The sequence below is a fragment of the Saccharopolyspora antimicrobica genome, from assembly GCF_003635025.1.
GTDB classification, from domain to species: domain Bacteria; phylum Actinomycetota; class Actinomycetes; order Mycobacteriales; family Pseudonocardiaceae; genus Saccharopolyspora; species Saccharopolyspora antimicrobica.
In genome coordinates this window covers 563,299-583,676 of the sequence record NZ_RBXX01000002.1, presented here as the reverse complement: position 1 = coordinate 583,676, position 20,378 = coordinate 563,299, and the positions used below count along the sequence as shown (strand labels likewise).

Sequence of the window (20,378 nt, the reverse complement as noted above, 5' to 3'; positions counted from 1 at the left end):
TTCGACGGCTGCGGCCCCGCTCGGGCTGCGCCGGCCGGACCGATCGATCACTTGCGAGGTGCAACCCAACCATGACCGATTCCGCGACAGCGGACGTCGCCCGCAGCACCACACCACTGCGGGCGCCAGTGCTGATAGGTGTGCTGGTCGTCTCTGCGTTCGTGATGATCCTCAACGAGACGATCCTGAGCGTCGCGCTGCGCGACCTCACCGTCGACCTCGAGGTCAGCACCACGACCGTGCAGTGGCTGACCAGCGGTTTCCTGCTGACCATGGCAGTGGTCATCCCGACCACCGGTTTCCTGCTGGAGCGCTTCACCCCGCGCCAGATCTTCCTGGCCGCCCAGACGCTGTTCAGCGCGGGAACCCTGTTCAGCGCGCTCGCGCCGGGTTTCGAGCTGCTGCTGGTCGGTCGCGTCGTGCAGGCGTGCGGCACCGCGGTGATGATCCCGCTGCTGATGACCTCGGTGATGCGCCTCGTCCCGGCGGAGAAGCGCGGCGCGACGATGGGCACGATCACCATCGTCATCGCCGTCGCCCCGGCGATCGGTCCGACGATCGGCGGCGCCGTGCTCGGTTCGCTGGGCTGGCGCTGGATGTTCTGGATCGTGCTGCCGCTGGCGCTGATCGCGCTGGCCATCGGCGCGGCCTGGATGCGGCTCGACAGCGAGACGCGCGCGGTCCCGCTGGACCTGTTCTCGGTGCTGCTGTCGGCGCTGGGCTTCGGCGGCCTGCTCTACGGCCTGTCCTCGATCGGTGAGTCCAGCGGGCAGCACCTGGTGGCGCCGTGGATCCCGATCGCGGTCGGGGCGGTCTCGCTGGCCGGGTTCGCGGCACGGCAGCTCCGCCTGCAGCGCCAGGACCGGGCCCTGCTGGACCTGCGGCCGCTGGCCAACCGCTCCTTCGGCGTGGCCCTGCTGCTGAGCGCTCTGCTGTTCATGTGCCTGCTGGGTGCCAGCGCGATCCTGCTGCCGCTGTACCTGCAGACGGTCCTGCACGCGTCGACGTTCGTCAGCGGTCTGGCGGTGCTGCCGGGCGGTCTGGTCCTGGGTCTGCTCGGGCGCCCGGTGGGCCGGTTGTTCGACCGGGTCGGCGCGCGGCCGCTGGTGATCCCGGGCGCGGCGGCGATGGCGGTGTCGCTGTGCCTGTTCGCCTCCCTGGGCCCGGATTCGTCGCTGGCCGCGGTCATCGCGATCCACGTGGTGCTCATGTGCGGTCTCGGGCTGATGATGACCCCGCTGATGACCGCGTCGCTGAGCGCTCTGCCCGATCACTTGTACTCGCACGGCAGCGCGATCCTGGCGACGCTCCAGCAGGTCGCGGGCGCCTTCGGCACGGCGGTGTTCGTCACCGTCTCCGCCCTGGCCAGCACTGGCGCGTCCGGTGCCCCGGACGCGGCCGGACTGCGCACGGCCTTCATCGTGGCCAGCGGCATCGGCGTCCTGGCGTTCATCACCTCGCTGTTCATCCGGACGCCGAACAAGGCCTCCTCGGCCGAGGAACCGGAGGAGACCGGCAGGAAACCGACCCCGGTCCACTGACCGAGTTCCAGGAAGCGGCCCGCCCCTCGTCCGACGAGGTGGCGGGCCGCTTTCTCGTTGCCGGGTTCAGCGAGCTCCCTGGTCGGAGTTCTCCCGCCTCTCCATGGCGTTCGCGATCCGCTCGGCCAGCCTGAACCGGGACCGGTCCGAACCGCCGCCGAGCGATCCGTTGGCCCGAGCCACCGAGATGGCCTCCCGTATCGCCTCGTAATGGGCTTGCTGGCCGTCCTGCCGCACCACGTCCAAGCAGACCCGGAGCGCGTGCCACAGCTCGAAGTTCGACCGGGGACCGCGGAACACTTCGGTGATGATGGGAACCGACGCGAACCGGGTGTCCTCGAGCATCAGCCCGAGAGCGGTGATCCGGTTCCCGTCTTGGCCGGACCGGAACAGCTCCTCCACGGCTTCGGTGCTGATGAAGTCGAACCGGGCCATCTTCCGGGCCTGCTCCACGAGCTCGCTCAGCGCGTCTGTTCGGCGCCTGCCATGCGGGCTGCTCTTCCGGATCGCCTCGTACCGGGTTGCGATCGGCTCCATCGCAACGACCAGCAGCTGAGCCTCGCGGCGCAACTGCTCGGCCGCCTCCGCGTCGCCCGACGCATCCGCTTGATCGGCTTCCTGGAGCTTCGCGGCCACGGCGCCCAGCTGGATCTTGACGCCGGCGCCCTCGACGCTCTCGAGCCGGTTGGTGAAAACGGCGACGGCGACGAGAACGGTGCCCGCGGCGATCAGGGCGGAGGAGCCTGCGGAGTTGGTCGTCGCGAACACCGCGACCGTTCCCGCCACCAGCAGTCCGACACCGACCAGAGCCACTCCGAGCCGTGCCGCCGTCGATGCCGCACCTGCCGATCTCAGCCGTCGCATCGCGGCTGGCAGTTCTTCGGAAAGCCTCGCCACACCTTCTCCGATCGACGTGGACCACCGAGATCCGACGTCGGCCGACCCTACTGCCAAGTCCAGCTGCGCCTCACCGATCAGACCCGTTCGGCCCAAGCTGCCACCGGTGCGACCTGTTCGAGCCATTTCCTCGCCAGCCGAGGCGGCGGGCCGCTTTTTCGTCGCCGGGTTCAGGTTCGTCGTTCTCCGGCGAGGCGTTGCAGGCCGTCGAGCTGCCACTCCAGCTGCTGCTCGAAGGTCACCACCTCGGCCGACCGGTCCGGTTCGGCCAGCCAGCGGATGTAGTGCGGGTGGCGGCCCTCGGCCTTGATCCGCTCCAGGTAGGGCCGGGCCGACTCCTCCAGGTCGCTGTCGGCGGTGAGGCCGGTCCGGCTGCGCATGGCGAGCTCTTCCAGCAGGGCGAGGCCGGAGCCGAAGACCTGCCCGAGCACCGTGTTGATGAAGCCGACGCGGGTCGCCGCGTCCAGGCCCAGCTCGTCGACCGCGGCGAAGGCGGAGTCGTAGAGGCGCAAGGCGTTCGGGCCCAGCGGTGGGCGGCTGAACGCCATCCGCGCGAACCACGGGTGCCGCTGCACCGCGGCCCACGCGGACAGCCCCATCTCGCGCAGGCAGGCGCGCCAGTCGCCGGGCGGCGGCACGGTGATCTCGCCGTACACCTCGTCGACCATCAGGTCGGTCAGGCCGTCCTTGCTGCCGACGTAGCGGTACAGCGCCATCGGGCTGCGGGAGCCGAGCCGGCTCGCGATCGCCCGCATGGTGATCTCGCCCGACGAGCTCTCGTCGGCCAGCGCGATCGCGGCGGCGACGACTCGTTCCCGGCTGAGCTGGTCGGTGGCGGGTGGGGGCGGCGGCTCGTCGAACCAGACCAGGCCGCCCGGTGGTTTAGCGGTACTCATTTGCCACGGATGGTAGCTGCGTGTACAACGTACATCGTGAATGTACAACGTACACTCGACTGTCAGGTGCTGGTGGTGGGCGGTGGCCTGGTCGGTCTGACCACCGCTCTCGTCCTGCGCCACCACGGCGTCGAGGTGACTCTCGTGGAGAAGCGTGCGACGACGTCGCCGCAACCCAAAGCCCGCCGCTTCCACGTGCGCAGCCTGGAGATCTTCCGCGGGCTCGGCCTCGCCGCGGTGGTCCGCGAAGCCGCGCGCGACCTCGCCGAGCACGACCACATGGCGACCGGGCGCACGCTCGCCGAAGCCCGGCAGCTGCCGCTGTGGCAGCCCTCCGGCTCGGGCGATCCGATCGAGATCAGCCCGGAGCTGCCGTGCCTGGTCGCCCAGGACGTGCTGGAACCGGTCCTGCGGCAGGCCGCCGAGGAGGCCGGGGCGCGCGTGCGGTTCCAGACCGAGCTGACCTCGTTCGCGCAGGACGCGGACGGCGTGTCCGCCGAGCTGCACGACCACCGGACCGGCGAGGACACCGCGCTCCGGGCGGCTTTCGTCGTCGCCGCGGACGGTGCGCGCAGTCCGGTTCGGTCTGCGTTGGGGATCGACCGCTCCGGGCGTGGCGCCGTCGGCGAGCCCAGCGTGAACGTCTACTTCCACGCCGATCTGTCCGATGTGGTCCGCGGCCGGGAGTTCAACCTGTGCCAGTTGGAGCACCCGGCGCTGCCCGGCGCGCTGGCCTCGGTGGACGGGCGGTCCCGGTGGGTGTTCATGACCGGTGGGGAGGTCGAGCGGGACTGGCCCGCGCTGCTGCGCACCGTGCTCGGCGTGCCCACACCGGATCTCGAAGTCCGCAGCGTCCTGCCCTGGCAGGCGGAGATGCTCGTCGCCGACCGCTATTCGGACGGGCGGGTGCACCTCGCTGGAGACGCTGCGCACGTGATGCCGCCGTTCGCCGCGCTCGGCGCGAACACCGGCATCGCGGACGCGCACAACCTCGGCTGGAAGCTCGCCGCGGTGCTCTCGGGCGCGGCAGCGCCCGCGCTGCTGGACAGCTACGACGCCGAGCGGCGCGCGGCCGGGTGGTTCACCGCCGACCAGTCGAGCCGCCGGACCTGGGACCCGATGACCGCGCCCGATCCGACGCTGGCCGACCCGTTCGTGCTGGCCGCAGGCGCGTTCCAGTACCCGGCAGGGGCCTTCGCGGGTTCGGCGGATGCGGAACCGGTCACCGAGTTCGCCCCGGCCGGGCGGGTCGCCACCCGCGTCCCGCACCGCTGGCTCGGCCCCGGTCTGTCCACTCTGGACCTCGCCGGTCCGGGATGGGCGCTCGCGGTGGCCGACGATCCGCAGCGCTGGGCGGCCGACGGGATCCCGGTCCACCGGCTGGACGCCGACTTCCTGGCGCCCGGCGAAGGACTCCTGATCCGCCCCGACGACGTGATCGCCTGGCGCGGCACCGATCCCACAGCCCCGGCGGCCGTCCGCGAGAAGCTACTGGCGGGTTGAGGGCCCTCACCGGCTGGTCCCGGCAACTTCGCGCGGGGCGGCGCTCCACACCAGGAGCGCCGTCCCGACCAGGACCACGGCGCCGATCGCGGTGCTGATGTGCAGCGCTTCGGTCCAGGCCTCGCGTGCTCGGTCGAGGAGTTCGACGCCTTCTGCCCGGGGCAGTCGGGCGGCCAGCTCGACCGCCGCACCGATGCCGCCGCGCGCGGCCTCAGCGGCTTCCGCGCCGACCGCGCTGGGCACCGCGTCGCCCAGGGCGCCCCGGTAGACGGCGGTGCCGACGCTGCCCAGAACGGTGACGCCGAGCGCGATTCCGAGCTCGCCGCAGGTCTCCTTGAGCGCGGTCGCCGAACCCGCGCGCTCCGCCGGCACGGCGTCGATGATCGCGCTCGTGCTGGCCGTCATCACCGGCACCGCTCCGATGCGGAGCACGATCATGCCGATCACCAGGAGCACCGGTGCTGCCGGACCGTCGGCCACAGCGAGCAATCCGGTTCCGACGGCCGCGATGACCAGTCCGGCCGTCAGCAGGACCGCCGGACGGAACCGGCGGGTGAACACTGAGGAGGAAGCCGACAGCGCGATACCGGCCACAGTGGACGGCAGCAGCCAGATCGCCGCCTGCAGCGGCGGCAGGCCCAGCACGCCCTGCAAGTGCTGTGCGAGCAGCAGCGTCGTGCCCGCCGTGGTGAAGACCATGAGGGTGACCGCGAGCAGTGGCGCGGTGAACGCCCGGTCGCCGAGCAGCGAGAGGTCGAGCATCGGCTGCGGTGACCTGCGCTGGCGGCGGACGAAGGCGTACCCGACGACGAGCCCGCCGAGGATCGCGAGCGCGGGCACCAGCCGTTGAGCTCCGGTCGACAGCTCCTTCAAGCCGTAGACGAACAGCACCACCGCTGCCGCCGACAGCAGCGAGCTCGTGAAGTCAGGCCTCCCGCCCGACCGGTCGCGCTGCTCCGGCAACAGGAACGGGCCGGTGACCAGCAGCGGCGCCAGCACCGGCACGCCCAGCAGGAACACCGATCGCCAGCCGGCGAGCTCCATCAGCAGCCCACCGGCCACCGGGCCGAGCACGTTCCCCGCGATGAAACCGGTCACCCACCAGCTGATCGCGGCCGCGCGCTGCTCGGGTGCCTGGAACATCGTGCGCAGCAACGCGAGCGTCGTGGGCATCAACGTCGCACCGGCCGCACCCACCAGCGCGCGGGTCAGGATCAGCACTTCGGCGTTGGGCGCGAACGCGGCGAGCAGGGTGGCGGTGCCGAACACCGCCGTCCCCGCCAGCAGCAGCCTGCGGTGCCCGATCCGGTCGCCGAGCGATCCCATGGTGATCAGCAGCGCCGCCGTGGCGAAGCCGTGGACGTCGACGATCCAGAGCAGCTGCGGGCCGGTGGCGGCGAGATCGGCGCTCAGCGTCGGCAGCACCAGGTGCAGCGCGGAGTTGTTGATCGACAGCATCAGCACCGGGAGGGCGAGCACGGCCAGACCGGCCCACTCCCGCCGTCCGGCACGGGATCGCGAAGTTCGCACAACCGCCGACGCTAGGCAGCGGCGGCGGCCGGTCGCCTCGGTCGGGCGACCGGGTCGCCCGGAACCCGGTCGTTCGACCGAGGCGAGGTGGCGCTGGGACTTCCTAGCGTTGGCGGGGTCGGAAGGAGCGGCGGATGAGCGGATACGAAGCGACCGTCAACGAAGCGCTGGACCGGGTGGCGAACCTCGGTTACGAGCGCACCGGGGGAGAGCTGGCGAACCACGCACCGATGGGTGCGGAGACCATCGCGGTGCTCGGTTACTTCGACGCGGTGGGGCCCTGGATCGAGAACTACCGCCGGGGGCAGGAGCACTACGACCCGCCGGAGTCGTCGAACCGCATCGACGCGGCGGAGGAGTCCTCGTGGCGCTCCGCGCTCGGCGTGTTCGGGCGGGCCGGGGACTGGGAGCGGCTGTTCCGCCGCGAGCTGGCGGACGAGCCGTGGCGCGCGGTGCTCGCCCGCTGGTGGCCGCGGCTGATCACCGGCGTCTTCGCCGGTATGACGCACGGGGTGATCCGCACCGCGCACGCCGTGCGCGGCCTGGCCGCGGTTGCGGAGCCGAGCCCGCTGCAGCTCGACGAGCTCGCCCGCGGCATGGCCTACTGGGCCGCTCGTTTCGTGCACCTGCCCGGCAACACGACCTTCGACGCCCCGGGCGGATTCGCCGCGGCGATCGCGGCGTTGCCCCGGGAAGGCCTCGCCGAGGCGAGCAACCTCGGCGAGCTCCGGCAGGCGTGGTCCCGGATCGACGAAGTCCCCGGCTACTCGGAGGCGCTGCGCGCACCGGGACCGGCCGAAGCGCAGTGGTTGCTCAGCGAGATGACCGCCGAGTTCGCCGGGGTCTTCCTCGCGCACCCCGAATTCGTCCCGGCTCCGGCGCTGGTCCACGCGGTCACCGCACCGGCGGCCGTGCGGCTCGTGCTCCCGCACCTCCCCGCCGAGCAGCACCTTGCTTCGGTGGGCGAGCTGTGGAAGATGCAGGCAGCGCTGCTGACGACGTTCACCGTCGGGCGCCAGGGCGAGGACGCAGCGCGCACGCTCGCCGGGGAAGCGGAGCAGCTGGGCTTCCCCGAACTCGTGGCGCGGGCCGTGGAGCACGGTGACGAGCACGTCATCAAGTTCACCGAAGCCTGCATGCGCGAGCACGCGTTGCGGCCGGACGCGCGTTACGCCGCTGCGGTTCTCTCGGCGCAGCAACGGATTCCGCGAGGTGCCGGGACGAACGCTCGCCGGATCGTGTCCGGCTAGCCTTTCGACGTGATCAGCGGACGGGCGGACGAATCGGCGGTCATCACCGGATTGCTGCGCGCTGCCCGTTCCGGGCGGGGCGGTGCGCTCGTGATCCGCGGCGAGGCCGGGATCGGGAAGAGCGCACTGCTGCACCACCTCGACGACGACGGGATGCGGCTGCTGCGGGGGAGCGGTGTCGAGGCCGAGGCCGAACTGCCGTACGCGGGCCTGCACCTGCTGCTGCGCACCGCCGCGCACCGGTTCGACGAGCTTCCGGCGGAGCAGGCCGACGCGCTGCGCACCGCGTTCGGGCCGGGCGGTGCCGACCGATTCCTGGTCGGCCTGGCGGTGTTGACGCTGTTCGGCCTGCTGGCCGCCGAACGACCGCTGCTGTGCGTGGTCGATGACGCGCACTGGCTCGACGCGGCATCGGCGGAGGCCTTGCTGTTCGCCGCGCGCAGGCTGGACACCGAGCCGGTGGCGTTGCTCTTCGCCGTCCGCGAGCCGCACGCGCCGGAGTTCCCGGCACCGGGCGTGCCCGATCTGCGCCTCGACGGGCTCGACGACGCTGCCGCGGATGCCCTGCTCCCCGCGGATCTGCTCGAAGACGTCCGCACCCGGATCCTGGCCGAGGCGCGCGGAAACCCGCTGGCGCTGCTGGAACTTCCCGCGATCCGGACCGCGCTCGGCTACGAGCCCGCTCCGCCGCGCACCCCGGTCCAGCGGATGCTCGCGGCCCGGATCGCCGAACTACCGCCGCGCACCAGGACATTGCTGCTGGTCGCGGCCCTGGCAGACACCGATGGCGCAGCGCTGGTGCTCGATGCGGCCGAATCGCTCGGGGCGTCCATCGAGGACCTCGCCCCGGCAGAGCGCGCGGGCCTGCTCCACCTGGTCGGCGGCACGTTCGTCTTCGGCCACCCGCTGCTCCGGAGCACCGCGTGCTGCGGGGCCGAGGTGCCCCGCCGACTCGAAGCGCACCGGGCGCTCGCCGGTCGGCTCGACCGGGGCAGGCGGGCCTGGCACCTGGCCGCCGCCACCGTCCAGCCGGACGAGGAGATCGCGGCCGAACTGGAGGAGAGCGCGGCAGAAGTGCGCCGCCGCGGCGGGTACGCCGCTGTCGCCGCTCTCTACGAACGCGCGGCCGCGCTCACCCCCGATCGACGGCAGCGCGGACGGCGGCTCATCGCGGCGGCGAAGGCGGCCGCCGACGCGGGACGGCCGGAACGCGCCGCCGGATTCGTCGCCGACACGGCCGGGATCCTCACCGATCCCGTCGACCTGGCCGAAGCCGCCGGCGTCGACGCGCTCCTCGCCCAGGACCGGGGCGCCCAGCCGTACCGGGCGCTGATCGAGGAAGCGGCCGACGTCGCCGCACGGGCCCCGGAACTCGCCGGGCACCTGCTGTTCCGCGCGGCCAAGAACGCCTGGGAATCCGGCGACCTGGCAGCCGTCGTCGACGCCGCGCGCATCGCGGACGCGCTCAGCCGGACGAACTCGGACCTGGTCGCCGCGCTGGCCCGCGCCGCGACCGGCTTCCAGCGGCTCACCAGCGGTGGCGCCACCGACGGCGTCGCGGCGGTGCGGGAGATGCGCAGCGCGCTGGGGCCGGCGACCGGACCGCCGCGCAAGCGCGTGATGATCGTGTGGTCGCACGTCTGGCTCGGCGATTTCCGCACCGCCCACAACCTCGCCGCGGCCCTGGCGAACAGCTGCCGCGCCGAAGGCGCGCTCGGAGCGCTGCCCGACGCCGTGGCGGTCCTCGCGCTGGCGCAGATGCAGCTCGGGATGCACGACGAGGCGTGGGCCAGCGGGACGGAAGGCCTGCGCCTGGCGCAGGAACTCGGCCACGCCTCGGCAGCCGGGGTGCTGACGGTCGTCCTCGCTCACCTGGCCGCCGTCGAAGGCGACGACGAGCGGTGCCGCAGCCTGCTGTCCGACGCACGGGAGCACGGCGTGCCGCCGGTCGCGCTCCGCGCCACGCGCGCGCTGAACCTGGCCGACCTGGCCGCGGGCCGCCCGGACGCCGTGGTGGCCAGAGCGGACGACATCGCGGCCGGGCTGACCAGGATGGACGCCCGCAACGGCCTGCCGGACCTGGTCGAGGCAGCGGTCCGCACCGGCCGACCGGAACGCGCGCAGGAACCGTGCGACTGGTACGTGGACTGGGCAACGCACATCGGCCGCTCCTGGGCCGCCGCCATCGCCCAGCGCTGCCGAGCACTGCTCAGCGAGGACCCCGAGCCGCACTACGCGGCGGCCGTGCGACTGCACCGGGACGGTGACGACGTGCCGTTCGAACGCGCGCGCACCGAACTGCTCTACGGCGAGTGGCTGCGCCGCCGCCATCGCCGCGTCGATGCTCGCGTGCAGCTGCGCTCAGCGCTGGAGATCTTCGAGCGGCTGAAGGCACGTCCGTGGGTGGAGCGCGCCCGCGAAGAACTGCGCGCCACCGGGGAGAGCCGCGTCCGCGCCTCGCAGCCCCGGCTGACACCGCAGGAACGCCAGGTCGTCCGGCTCGCGGCGACCGGCCTGACCAACCGGGACATCGGAGCCCAGCTGTTCCTCAGCCCGCGAACCGTCGGCTACCACCTGTCCAACGCCTACGCGAAGCTCGGCGTCACCTCGCGCGTCGAACTCGCCCACCTGCCCGACCTCGCGGTCTGAAGACGAAGGAGGGCACGGGTGGCAGCTGGAGCCACGCATCACGCGATGTGCCGACTCCAGAAAGGATCCTCCGCCCAAGTCTCGGGGATGCCCATCCCCGAGAGGTTCATCGCTGGGCGAGCGTTGACGAGTTCGTGAAGCCGCCGGGCCCAGCTGCTGCGCGGCGACACCGAGTCGAGCACGGACTGCAGGGACACGAGAACCGGGTACAGGCGCTTCCTCGAACGCTCCGGCAGGGCGTCCTCCCCTTGCAACCACGAGATCGCGGACGACGTCGGGATCGCGGGATAGACGCCGAGGCCGACGTTCCACAGCCGCCCGTGGTGCGCGCAGATGTTGCGCACGCGGACGTAGGTCTGCATCCAGGACTCCAGCACCGTCGCGGTCAGGCCGATGCTCTCCGCGACCGCGGTCCTGTCGGATCGCCGGCCCAGGTTGCGGTACACGCTGGTCAGCTGCCCGATGGTCAGGGTCTCCACCATGAGCCAGGAAGGCGGCAGCTCGGGCGAGCCGTAGGTCGTCAGGTAGTGCTCGAGAGCGGAGCGGTGGACCAGCGAGTCCTCCCCGGCGTCCGGCGATCCGCGGAGCCGCTCCTCGCAGGTGGCCCGGACGATCCGCAGGAGCCCCGCGTGCTTGTCGCGGAGCCGGAAGTGCGATGCGTCCACGTACCAGTGCGGATCGTCGTACCTCGTCGACATGTGGTCGGTGAGCGCGGCGCGAACGGCGACTTCGACCCGTTCCAGGGCGTCCATGACGAGCAGCCGCAGCGCGCGGTCGAACACGTAGAGGTCGACCACGTCGTCGAACGCCGTGCCCTCCCGGAAGAGGTGGTCGGGCCGCCCCTGCTGGAACGGGATCGTGTACGGCGAGAGCCGGTAGTAGCCGATGTGCCGCAGGTATCGGCCGGCCCTGTCCGGGGCGGGAACCTGCAAGCCGCGGTCGGAGAGGCGACCGACGAGCTCGTCGACGGCCAGCGGCGGCTTGGTGTAGCGGAGGGCGCCGCGAGCCCGCTGCGCTCGGGGCATCGCCGCTCCTCCTGGGCAGAGAAAATCCCCCAAGTGCGCATCGTGGAGAGGCGTGGGGGATGTAGTGAGGCACAGCCTAGCACGGTCGGCCCGGACTACGGCCTCGATGATCGCCGTGCGCCCACCTGCCCGTGAAGACGAAGGAGGGCACCGCCGGTTCCCGGCGATGCCCTCCTCGTGCTGCGGTGCTCAGTCGCCGACGGCGGTCTCCGCCAGCGGCTTGGCGGCCGGGGCCAGCTGCTTGGTCTTCTTGGTCCGGCGGTTGCGCCGGTCCAGGTAGGTGGCGAACCACGTCAGCAGCAGGCACATCGAGATGTAGATCGCCGCCACCACCAGGCTGACCGGGATGATCGGCCGGTCCAGCGTCGGGATGCCGCCGAGGTAGCGCGCGTAGTACAGCAGCTCCTGGTAGGTGATCAGGAAGCCGAGCGCGCTGTCCTTGAGCAGCACCACCAGCTGGCTGACGATCGCGGGCAGCATCATGCGCACCGCCTGCGGCAGCACCACGGTCCGCATGACCTGGTTCTTGCGCATGCCGATGGAGTAGGCGGCCTCCATCTGCCCCTTCGGCAGGGCGGCCACACCGGCCCGGAACACCTCGGCCAGCACCGAGCCGTTGTACAGCGTCAGGCCCAGCACGACCGACCAGTACTGGCCGAAGTTCACGCCCAGCTGCGGCGCCGCGTAGTACAGGAAGAAGATCAGCACGACCAGCGGGATCGCGCGGAAGAGCTCCACGACCGCCGCGGACGGCAGCCGGATCCACTTGTGGTCGGAGAGCCGGCCGAGCGCGAACACCGCGCCGAAGACCAGCGCCAGCACCGCACCCGTGAGGAACGCGCGGACGGTGTTCCACAGCGCGCCGAGCAGCTCCACCTGGATCTGCTCGTAGAGCAGCCACTCCCACTTGCTGGCGTCGAACTGCCCGGTGGCGTAGAAGCGCAGCACCACGTAGCCCAGCAGGCCCAGCACCACGAGGGCGCTGACGATGCTGATCAGCCGGTTGCGCGCGCGGGCGCGCGGACCGGGGGTGTCGAACAGGACGCTGCTCATCGGGACACGCTCCACCGTTTCTCGAAGCTGCGCTGCACCAGGGTCAGCGGGATGACCAGGATCAGGAACCCGACGGCGATCCACACGAACGCGTTCAGCGTCGGCTCACCCTGCTCGTTGAGGAACGGGATGACCGCGCCGACCTCGTTCACGCTGAACCCGGCCGCGACCGTGGTGTTCTTCAGCAGTGCGATCAGCACGCTGACCAGCGGCGGGACCGTGGCGCGGAACGCCTGAGGCAGGATCACGTTGGTCAGCGACTGGCCGAAGCCCAGCCCGATGGAGCGCGCCGCCTCGGCCTGCCCGACCGGAACGGTGTTGATCCCCGCGCGCAGCACCTCGCAGACGAAGGCGGAGGTGTAGATCGTCAGCGCGATCACCGCGGCGGTGAAGAACGGGAACTGGACGAGCTCCAGCTTGGGGTAGGCGAAGACGAAGAAGAAGAACACCAGCGTCAGCGGGGTGTTGCGCAGCAGCGTCACGTACCCGGTGCCGACCGCCCGCAGCGCCGGGATCGGGCTGACCCGCATCGTGGCCAGGAGCGTGCCCAGCACCAGCGACCCCACCGCGGAGAGCAGGAAGAGTTTGATGGTGTTGAGGAAACCCCTGGCGAGGACGTCGCCGTACTCCACCAAGATGTCGAACAATGCGTACTCCAGGAGGAATCGGGTGCCCGGGACCGCGCACGGCCCCGGGCACCCGATGACGGATCAGTAGCGGTCGACCTTGGGCGGCTCAGCGGTGCTGCCCGACTTGCCGAGGGTCGCGTCGTAGACGCGCTTCCACTCGCCGCTGGTCGCGGCCTGCTCCAGGATGTCGTTGACCTTGGCGCGCAGCGCGTTGTCCTCGCGGGACAGGCCGACGCCGTAGGGCTCCTCGGAGAACGTCTTGCCGACGACCTTCAGCTTGTCCGGGTCCTGGGCCGCGTAGCCCTTCAGGATCGCGTCATCGGTGGTGACGGCGTCGATCTGGCCGTCGAGCAGCTGCTGGACGCACTCGGAGTAGCGCTGGAACTCGACGATGTTCTGCGGCTCGGTCAGCTGCTCGCTCTTGACCTTCTGGATCGGGGTCGATCCGGTCGCCGAGCAGACCTTCTTGCCCTTGAGCGACTCCTTGCCGGTGATGTCGGTGTTGTCCGAGCGCACCAGCAGGTCCTGACCTGCCATGTAGTACGGCCCGGCGAAGCCGACCTGCTCCTTGCGCTTGTCGTTGATGGTGTAGGTGCCGACGTAGTAGTCGACCTCACCGGTGGAGATCGCCTGCTCGCGCGCGGTCGACGGGATCGGCTTGTACTCGATCTTGGTGTTTGGGTCGAAGCCGAGCTGCGCGGCGATCAGCCGGGCGATCTCGATGTCGAAGCCGGAGTACTGGTTGGTCACCGGGTCGCGGAAGCCCAGCCCCGGCTGGTCCTCCTTGACGCCGATCACGACGCGGTCCTTCTGCTTCATCCGGTCGAACGTCGGCGATCCCGCGACCTGCACGTTCTGGGCGACGTCCTGCTGGACCTGCGGTTCGCCGCCGCCGCCGGGGCCACCTTCTCGGCCGCAGCCGGACAGGGCCAGCGCCAGCGAGGCGGCCAGCACGGTCACCAACCGCATCTTCTTGGCTCGCATTACCTCTGCCTTTCTACGCAGTGGGCACTCAGTGGGTGAGGATCTTGCCGAGGAAGTCCTTGGCGCGGTCGCTCTTCGGGTCGTCGAAGAACGCGTCCGGCGCGGCGTCCTCGACCACCTCGCCGTCGGCCATGAAGAGCACCCGGTGCGCGGCGCGGCGCGCGAAGCCCATCTCGTGCGTGACGACCAGCATGGTCATCCCCTCGGCCGCGAGGTCGGTCATGACGTCCAGCACCTCGTTGACCATCTCCGGGTCCAGCGCCGAGGTGGGCTCGTCGAACAGCATCACCTTCGGCTTCATCGCCAGCGCCCGCGCGATCGCGACGCGCTGCTGCTGGCCACCGGAGAGCTGCGCCGGGTACTTGTCCGCCTGGTTCGCGATCCCGACCCGCTCCAGCAGCTGCAGCGCGGTCTCCCGCGCCGCCTCCTTGCTCTGCTTGCGGACCTTGATCGGCCCCAGCGTGACGTTCTCCAGGATCGTCTTGTGCGCGAACAGGTTGAACTGCTGGAACACCATGCCGACGTCGGCGCGCAGCTCGGCCAGCGACCGCCCCTCGGCGGGCAGCGGGACGCCGTCGATCTCGATGCTGCCCGAGTTGATCGGCTCGAGCCGGTTGATCGCCCGGCACAGCGTCGACTTGCCCGACCCGGACGGCCCGAGCACCACCACGACCTGCCCGCGGGGGACCTCCAGGTCGATCTCCCGCAGCACGTGCAAGGAACCGAAGTACTTGTCGACCGCGGACATCCGGATCATCGGAGTGTCCGTGGAAGCTGCGGTCATTCGAACTCCTGAACGCGTCAAAGTGGATTCGTTGGCCGAAACTTAAGCCTCATTTGGGGGATAGTCCAGACGGAACGGACCAAGGCATGTTGCAACTAGGTTACGCTCCGCAGTCGCTTTTCGTGGGTGATTACTGACGCTCGGTAGCGGAACTGCCCGCGACCTGCTCGCCGGGCGGGTGAATCCACGATCTGACCAGGCGCTACCGTGGAACGGTGAGCACGAGGACGTACGAGATCCGAACCTTCGGCTGCCAGATGAACGTGCACGATTCGGAGCGGCTCGCGGGCATGCTGGAGGACGCCGGGTACGAGCGCGCCGGATCGGGTGACGCCGACGTGGTCGTGTTCAACACCTGCGCGGTGCGGGAGAACGCGGACAACCGCCTCTACGGCACCCTCGGCCACATGCGTCCGGCCAAGGACCGCAACCCGAACATGCAGATCGCGGTCGGCGGCTGCCTGGCGCAGAAGGACCGCGACACGATCGTCAAGCGGGCCCCGTGGGTGGACGTCGTCTTCGGCACCCACAACCTCGGTTCGCTGCCGACGCTGCTGGAGCGCGCGCGGCACAACGAAGAGGCCGAGGTCGAGATCCTCGAAGCGCTCGACGTCTTCCCCTCCACGCTCCCGGCGCGCCGCGAGTCGGCCTACTCGGGCTGGGTGTCGGTGTCGGTCGGCTGCAACAACACCTGCACGTTCTGCATCGTGCCCGCGCTGCGCGGCAAGGAGAAGGACCGCCGGCCGGGCGAGATCCTCGCCGAGGTGCAGGCCCTGGTCTCCGAGGGCGTGCTCGAGGTGACGCTGCTCGGGCAGAACGTCAACGCCTACGGCGTCGAGTTCGGCGACCGCTTCGCGTTCGGCAAGCTGCTGCGCTCCTGCGGGCAGATCGAGGGACTGGAGCGGGTCCGCTTCACCTCGCCGCACCCGCGCGACTTCACCGACGACGTGATCGAGGCGATGGCCGCGACGCCGAACGTGTGCCCGCAGCTGCACATGCCGCTGCAGTCCGGCTCCGACCGGATCCTCAAGGCGATGCGCCGCTCCTACCGCTCCGAGCGGTACCTGAACATCCTGCGCAACGTGCGCGAGGCGATGCCGGACGCGGCCATCACCACCGACATCATCGTCGGCTTCCCGGGCGAGACCGAGGAGGACTTCGAGGCGACGATGGAGGTCGTCCGGCAGGCCCGGTTCTCCAGCGCGTTCACTTTCCAGTACTCCAAGCGCCCCGGCACGCCCGCCGCCGAGCTGCCCGACCAGCTGCCGAAGGAGGTCGTCCAGCAGCGCTACGACCGGCTGATCGAGCTGCAGAACGAGATCTCCTGGGCGGAGAACAAGAACCTCGTCGGACGCCCAGTGGAACTGCTGGTCGCCGAGGGCGAGGGCCGCAAGGACGCGGAGACCCACCGGCTCTCCGGCCGCGCCCGCGACGGGCGGCTGGTGCACTTCACGCCGACCGGCGCCGTCGACCGCGAGATCCGGCCTGGCGACGTCGTGCACACCACCATCACCCGCGCCGCCCCGCACCACCTGGTCGCCGACACCGACATCAGCTCGCACCGGCGCACCCGGGCGGGTGACCACTGGGAGGAGGGCGTGCGGCCGAAGACCTCGGGCGTCACGCTCGGTCTGCCGTCCTTCGGGGCTCCAGCCCCGCAGCCGATCGCCGAACAGGGATGTGCGTGTTGAGCGGAGTGCAGGAAGTGATGATGAGCGAGGCCGAGGACCAGCGTCAGCAGCGGGCCTGGCTGCGCCGCATCGACCCCGGCTCCCGGGCGATGGTGATCGCTCCGGTGATGCTGGTGCTGGTCGTCTCCGCGATGCTGCCCTGGGCCGGTGACGCCGCAGGCTGGGAGGTGCTGACCGGTCAGGCGGACCCGGCGCTCAAGATCGGCCTGCTGCCGTGGCTGTTCGCGGTCAACTCCACCGTCGTCGGCCTCGGCGTCGGCGCGCTGGCGCTGATCACCCGCCGCTGGCTGTTCGCCTTCGTGGCGGGCATGGCCGGGCTCGTGGTGGCCTTCGAAGGCGTGATCGCGATCTGGTCCCGCCAGACCAGCGGTCAGCACGGCCCGGCGTTCGGCCTGATCATCGCGGCGGTCTGCATGGTCGTCCTGGCCGTCCAGTGGATCAAGGTCATCTGGTCCAGGGACTGACGCCGAACGTCGAGAAGGGCCACTCCGCCTCGTGGCGAAGGGGCCCTTCTCGCATCCGCTACCTGCTGGCGATCGCCTGCTCGGCGGCCGACAGCCACTCCCGCCACTGGTCGGCCTGCTCCTGCGCCTTCTTGGCGCGGCGCTCATCGCCCGCTGCGCGCGCCTTCTCGGCCTGCGCCTCGAACTGCTCGACCCGCTCGCGGAACTGGTCGACCCTGGCCTGCGCCTCCGGGTCGCTGCGGCGCCACTGCGCGTCCGCGGCGTTGCGGACCTTGTCGCCCACCGCCCGCAGCCGGCCCTCCAGATCGCGCATCCGCTCGCGCGGCACCTTGCCGATCTCGTCCCACCGCTCCTGGATCCGGTGCAGGTGCGCCTGGGCGGCCTTGAGATCGGTCGACGGGTCGATCTGCTCGGCCTCGACGAGCAGCTCCTCCTTCAGCTTCGCGTTCGCGGCGAACTCGGCGTCGCGCTCGGAGAACGCCTCCGAGCGGCGGCTGAAGAACCGGTCCTGCGCGGCGCGGAACCGCTGCCACAGCGCGTCATCGCTGTCCTTGGGCGCCCGCCCGGCCGCCTTCCACTCCGCCATCAGCTGCTTGTAGCGGTTCGCCGTGTCGCCCCAGTCGGTGGACTCGGTCAGCGACTCCGCTTCCTCGACGAGCTCCTGCTTGTGGGCCTTGGCCGCCGCGCGCTGCCGGTCGAGCTCGGCGAAGTGCGAACCCCGGCGGCGGCTGAACGCGTCGCGCGCCTTGGAGAACCGCCGCCACAGCTGCTCGTCGGTCTTGCGGTCGACGCCGCGGACCTTCTTCCACTCCTCCAGGATCTCCCGCAGCCGGTCGCCGGCGCTCTTCCAGTGGGTGGCCTCGGCCGCGATCTGCTCGGCTTCGGTGACCAGCGCCTCCTTGCGCGCGATCGCGTCCGCGCGGGCCTGCTCCTTCTCGTGCTTGGCGCCTTCGACGGCCTGCTCGGCCCGCACCAGCAGGTGCTCGATCCGGGCGTTGAGCGCCGCGAGGTCACCGATGACCGCGGCCTCGGCCAGCGATTCGTGCAGGTGCTTGGCGTTGGTCAGGGTGTGCTTCGGGTCGCCCGCGTGGGTGCGCAGGCGGGTCTCCAGCAGCTCGACCTCGGTGAGCAGGTCGTCGAACTTGCGGGCGTAGAGGGCCAATCCCTCGGCGGCGTCACCGGCTTGCCAGGAGCCGATCGCTCGCTCGCCGTCGGCGGTGCGGACGTAAACCGTGCCGTCGGCGTCCACCCGCCCCCACTTGGTGGGATCGGTGGACGCGGTCGGCACCGCGGGCGCGACCGCGGCTGACCCGGTGGCGCCGGTGGTCGAGTCCTCGGTCGCCTTGTCAGCGACCGGCTCGGGGGTCGTGTCCTGGTGCGTCATGGCCGGCTTCCTCCTTGCGTGCCCGCTCCGATGCCCGTGCCAGGCACGGGCGCCCCGAATGGACGGGGCCCAGCAAGCGGCGACCCGAACCCATCGGCGGTCCGGCCTCCGCTGGCGCATTCAAACAGGTCAGGGCGCGAATCGGTACTCCGCCGCGAAATCGACGCGCCGGAGCAGCGGTGAACCACCAGCGGCGATCCGGTGACCTGCACGGCTTCATTGTCATCAAGCACCTGTTCGGGCGCAGCGGGCAGGGGTGGGCAAGCCCGCGTCGCCGCCGGTCTCGGTGCCATTCGCCAGTGCCTCTACCGTGCACGGATGTGATCGCCTGTATCGCTGTGGTGCCGTACCCGCCGTTGCTGGTTCCCGCCCTGACCGTGCGTGCCGATGCGGAAACCGCGCGCTTGCGGGGCGCCTGTTCGCGCGCCGTGTCCAGTCTGACTGAATGTGCAGCCGAATGGGTGGCCGTTGGCGTAGATCGGACGGGTCCGGTCGTGCTGGGGCCCGCCACGGCGGGCACGTTCGAGGGCTTCGGCGTGGACGTCCGGGTGACGCTGGGCGGAACCGCCGCCCCGGACCCGGAACTCCCGCTACCAGCCCTGATCACCGGTCTGCTGCGCGAACAGGCCGGTGCCCGATCCGCCCCGGTGCACCTGCTCGCGCCGGACACGCCGGCGGAGGAGAGCAGGCGGCTGGGGGAGTCGCTGGCAGCGGAATCCGTCGGCCTGCTCGTGCTGGCGGACGGCACGAACTGCTCCGACGAGCGCTCGCCCCACCCGCCGGACGAGCGCGCGAGCGGGCTCGACGAGCAGATCCGCACGGCGCTGGCCGAGGTCGACACCGCACAGCTGCAGGCCCTGGACCCGCAGCTGTGCGCCGAACTCGGCGTCGAGGGCCGCGCCGCGCTCCAGGTCCTGCCGGGAGTGGTGGCGGCCAGCGGCGGAACCTGGCGCGGCGAACTCCTCTACTCGGCGACCCCGTACGGCGTCAGCTACCACGTCGCGATCTGGACCAGGCAGCCCTGACGCGCGGCCCCGATACCGTCCAGCCCGGTGAAAGGCGGGGTTCTCGACCGGAACTCGGTCGCGCTGGGCGCTCCAGCCGGTGGTGAGGCGGCACGACCGCGGCGTCCGCACCACGGCCTGATCCGGCAGGTCGAAGGCCAGGAACTAGGGTCGAGGAGTGCAGTGCCTTCCCCATCTGGTGGCGATCGTCGGTCCCACCGCAACCGGCAAGTCGGACCTGGCCGTGGAACTCGCGCAGGAACTCGGCGGCGAAGTGGTCAACGCCGATGCCATGCAGCTCTACCAGGGGATGGACATCGGCACCGCCAAGCTCACCGAGGCCGAGCGCCAGGGCGTCCCGCACCACCAGCTCGACGTCCTCCACGTCACCGAGACCGCATCGGTGGCGGCCTACCAGCGGAACGCCCGCGCCGCCGTGGAGGACGTCCTGGCCAGGCACCGCACCCCGATCCTGGTCGGCGGCTCCGGCCTCTACGTGCAGGCCGTGATCGACGACCTCACCTTCCCCGGCACCGACGCGGAGGTCCGGCGCAAGTACGAAGCGGAGCTGGAGCAGGTCGGCCCCGCGGCGCTGCACCAGCGGCTGGCTGAGCTGGACCCGGCGGCCGCAGCGGCCATTCTGACCAGCAACGGGCGGCGCATCGTGCGGGCGCTGGAGGTCATCGAGATCACCGGGAAACCGTTCTCGGCGAACCTGCCGAAGCCCGGTCCGCCGCGCTACGGCGCGGTGCTGCTGGGCCTGGACCGCCCGGTCGAAGACCTCGACGAGCGCGTCGACCGGCGGGTGACCCGCATGTTCGACGCCGGTCTGGTCGAGGAGGTCCGCCGGCTGGCGGAGATCGGGCTGCGCGAGGGGCGCACCGCCAGCCGGGCCCTCGGCTACCAGCAGGTGCTGGCCGAACTCGACGGCGACGAGGACATGGCGGTCGCGGCGGCGGAGACCGCGAAGCTCACCCGCCGCTTCGTCCGGCGGCAGCGCTCCTGGTTCCGCCGCGACACCCGGATCCGCTGGTTCGACGCCGCCGACCCGACCCTGGTCTCCGACGTCCGGGCCGCACTCGCTCCGTAGACTC

The 20,378-nt window shown here is 71.2% G+C and carries 17 protein-coding genes; 8 read left to right on the top strand and 9 right to left on the bottom strand.

The annotated features are described in order from the left end of the window. Positions 1-71: 71 nt before the first annotated feature. Positions 72-1,541: an MDR family MFS transporter gene (locus ATL45_RS03285; protein ID WP_093157398.1), complete on the top strand. Its 1,470-nt coding sequence runs from the start codon at positions 72-74 to the stop codon at positions 1,539-1,541. 66 nt (positions 1,542-1,607) lie between these two features. Here ATL45_RS03285 and ATL45_RS03280 read toward each other — a convergent pair whose 3' ends face one another. Beyond that, entirely contained in the window at positions 1,608-2,405 is a 798-nt protein-coding gene (locus tag ATL45_RS03280) for a hypothetical protein (protein WP_143121733.1), read from the bottom strand. Positions 2,406-2,608: 203 nt separating this feature from the next. Next, the gene (locus tag ATL45_RS03275; protein WP_093157401.1) at positions 2,609-3,334 is read right to left on the bottom strand and encodes a TetR/AcrR family transcriptional regulator C-terminal domain-containing protein; all 726 of its coding nucleotides are present in this window, start codon (positions 3,332-3,334) and stop codon (positions 2,609-2,611) included. A gap of 66 nt (positions 3,335-3,400) precedes the next feature. Here ATL45_RS03275 and ATL45_RS03270 point away from each other — a divergent pair, with 66 nt between their 5' ends. Continuing rightward, complete coding sequence (locus tag ATL45_RS03270; protein WP_246025141.1) at positions 3,401-4,837, top strand: FAD-dependent monooxygenase; 1,437 nt, start codon at positions 3,401-3,403, stop codon at positions 4,835-4,837. A gap of 6 nt (positions 4,838-4,843) precedes the next feature. Here the strand turns inward: ATL45_RS03270 and ATL45_RS03265 are convergent, their stop codons facing one another. Further along, complete coding sequence (locus ATL45_RS03265; protein WP_143121734.1) at positions 4,844-6,367, bottom strand: MFS transporter; 1,524 nt, start codon at positions 6,365-6,367, stop codon at positions 4,844-4,846. Positions 6,368-6,501: 134 nt separating this feature from the next. Between ATL45_RS03265 and ATL45_RS03260 the strand changes: the two genes are divergently transcribed. Together ATL45_RS03260 and ATL45_RS03255 are read left to right on the top strand one after the other, a co-directional pair. Next, a complete protein-coding gene (locus ATL45_RS03260; RefSeq protein WP_093157404.1) occupies positions 6,502-7,617 on the top strand; it encodes a questin oxidase family protein in 1,116 nt (371 codons plus the stop codon). Between the two features lie 9 nt (positions 7,618-7,626). Continuing rightward, positions 7,627-10,266 (top strand): ATP-binding protein, encoded by a 2,640-nt coding sequence (locus ATL45_RS03255; RefSeq protein WP_093157405.1) that lies wholly within the window; start codon positions 7,627-7,629, stop codon positions 10,264-10,266. A 38-nt stretch (positions 10,267-10,304) separates the two neighbouring features. Here the strand turns inward: ATL45_RS03255 and ATL45_RS03250 are convergent, their stop codons facing one another. From ATL45_RS03250 to ATL45_RS03230, 5 genes are all read right to left on the bottom strand, one after another. Then, positions 10,305-11,291 carry an Abi family protein gene (locus tag ATL45_RS03250; RefSeq protein ID WP_093157406.1) on the bottom strand — a complete coding sequence of 329 codons (987 nt, stop codon included), beginning with the start codon at positions 11,289-11,291 and terminating at the stop codon, positions 10,305-10,307. Between the two features lie 189 nt (positions 11,292-11,480). Continuing rightward, on the bottom strand, positions 11,481-12,344 hold the full coding sequence (locus ATL45_RS03245) for an amino acid ABC transporter permease (RefSeq protein ID WP_093157407.1): 864 nt from the start codon (positions 12,342-12,344) through the stop codon (positions 11,481-11,483). Beyond that, positions 12,341-12,991, bottom strand: a complete 651-nt coding sequence (locus ATL45_RS03240; protein ID WP_093157409.1) for an amino acid ABC transporter permease — start codon at positions 12,989-12,991, stop codon at positions 12,341-12,343. The genes ATL45_RS03245 and ATL45_RS03240 overlap by 4 nt, the downstream gene beginning before the upstream one ends. Before the next feature lie 63 nt (positions 12,992-13,054). Continuing rightward, complete coding sequence (locus ATL45_RS03235; protein ID WP_093157410.1) at positions 13,055-13,957, bottom strand: glutamate ABC transporter substrate-binding protein; 903 nt, start codon at positions 13,955-13,957, stop codon at positions 13,055-13,057. Between the two features lie 28 nt (positions 13,958-13,985). Continuing rightward, complete coding sequence (locus tag ATL45_RS03230) at positions 13,986-14,714, bottom strand: amino acid ABC transporter ATP-binding protein (RefSeq protein ID WP_177242064.1); 729 nt, start codon at positions 14,712-14,714, stop codon at positions 13,986-13,988. A 242-nt stretch (positions 14,715-14,956) separates the two neighbouring features. Between ATL45_RS03230 and miaB the strand changes: the two genes are divergently transcribed. Both miaB and ATL45_RS03220 read left to right on the top strand, forming a co-directional pair. Next, positions 14,957-16,432: a tRNA (N6-isopentenyl adenosine(37)-C2)-methylthiotransferase MiaB gene (gene miaB, locus ATL45_RS03225; protein WP_170210149.1), complete on the top strand. Its 1,476-nt coding sequence runs from the start codon at positions 14,957-14,959 to the stop codon at positions 16,430-16,432. Positions 16,433-16,437: 5 nt separating this feature from the next. After that, entirely contained in the window at positions 16,438-16,896 is a 459-nt protein-coding gene (locus ATL45_RS03220) for an Rv2732c family membrane protein (RefSeq protein ID WP_246025781.1), read from the top strand. Between the two features lie 58 nt (positions 16,897-16,954). On the opposite strand, the gene ATL45_RS03215 is transcribed toward ATL45_RS03220, so the two are convergent. Further along, positions 16,955-18,280, bottom strand: a complete 1,326-nt coding sequence (locus ATL45_RS03215; RefSeq protein WP_093157416.1) for a DUF349 domain-containing protein — start codon at positions 18,278-18,280, stop codon at positions 16,955-16,957. Between the two features lie 494 nt (positions 18,281-18,774). Between ATL45_RS03215 and ATL45_RS03210 the strand changes: the two genes are divergently transcribed. Then, positions 18,775-19,305 carry a class III extradiol ring-cleavage dioxygenase family protein gene (locus ATL45_RS03210; protein WP_246025140.1) on the top strand — a complete coding sequence of 177 codons (531 nt, stop codon included), beginning with the start codon at positions 18,775-18,777 and terminating at the stop codon, positions 19,303-19,305. A gap of 157 nt (positions 19,306-19,462) precedes the next feature. After that, the gene (gene miaA / locus ATL45_RS03205; protein WP_093157419.1) at positions 19,463-20,374 is read left to right on the top strand and encodes a tRNA (adenosine(37)-N6)-dimethylallyltransferase MiaA; all 912 of its coding nucleotides are present in this window, start codon (positions 19,463-19,465) and stop codon (positions 20,372-20,374) included. Positions 20,375-20,378 lie beyond the last annotated feature (4 nt).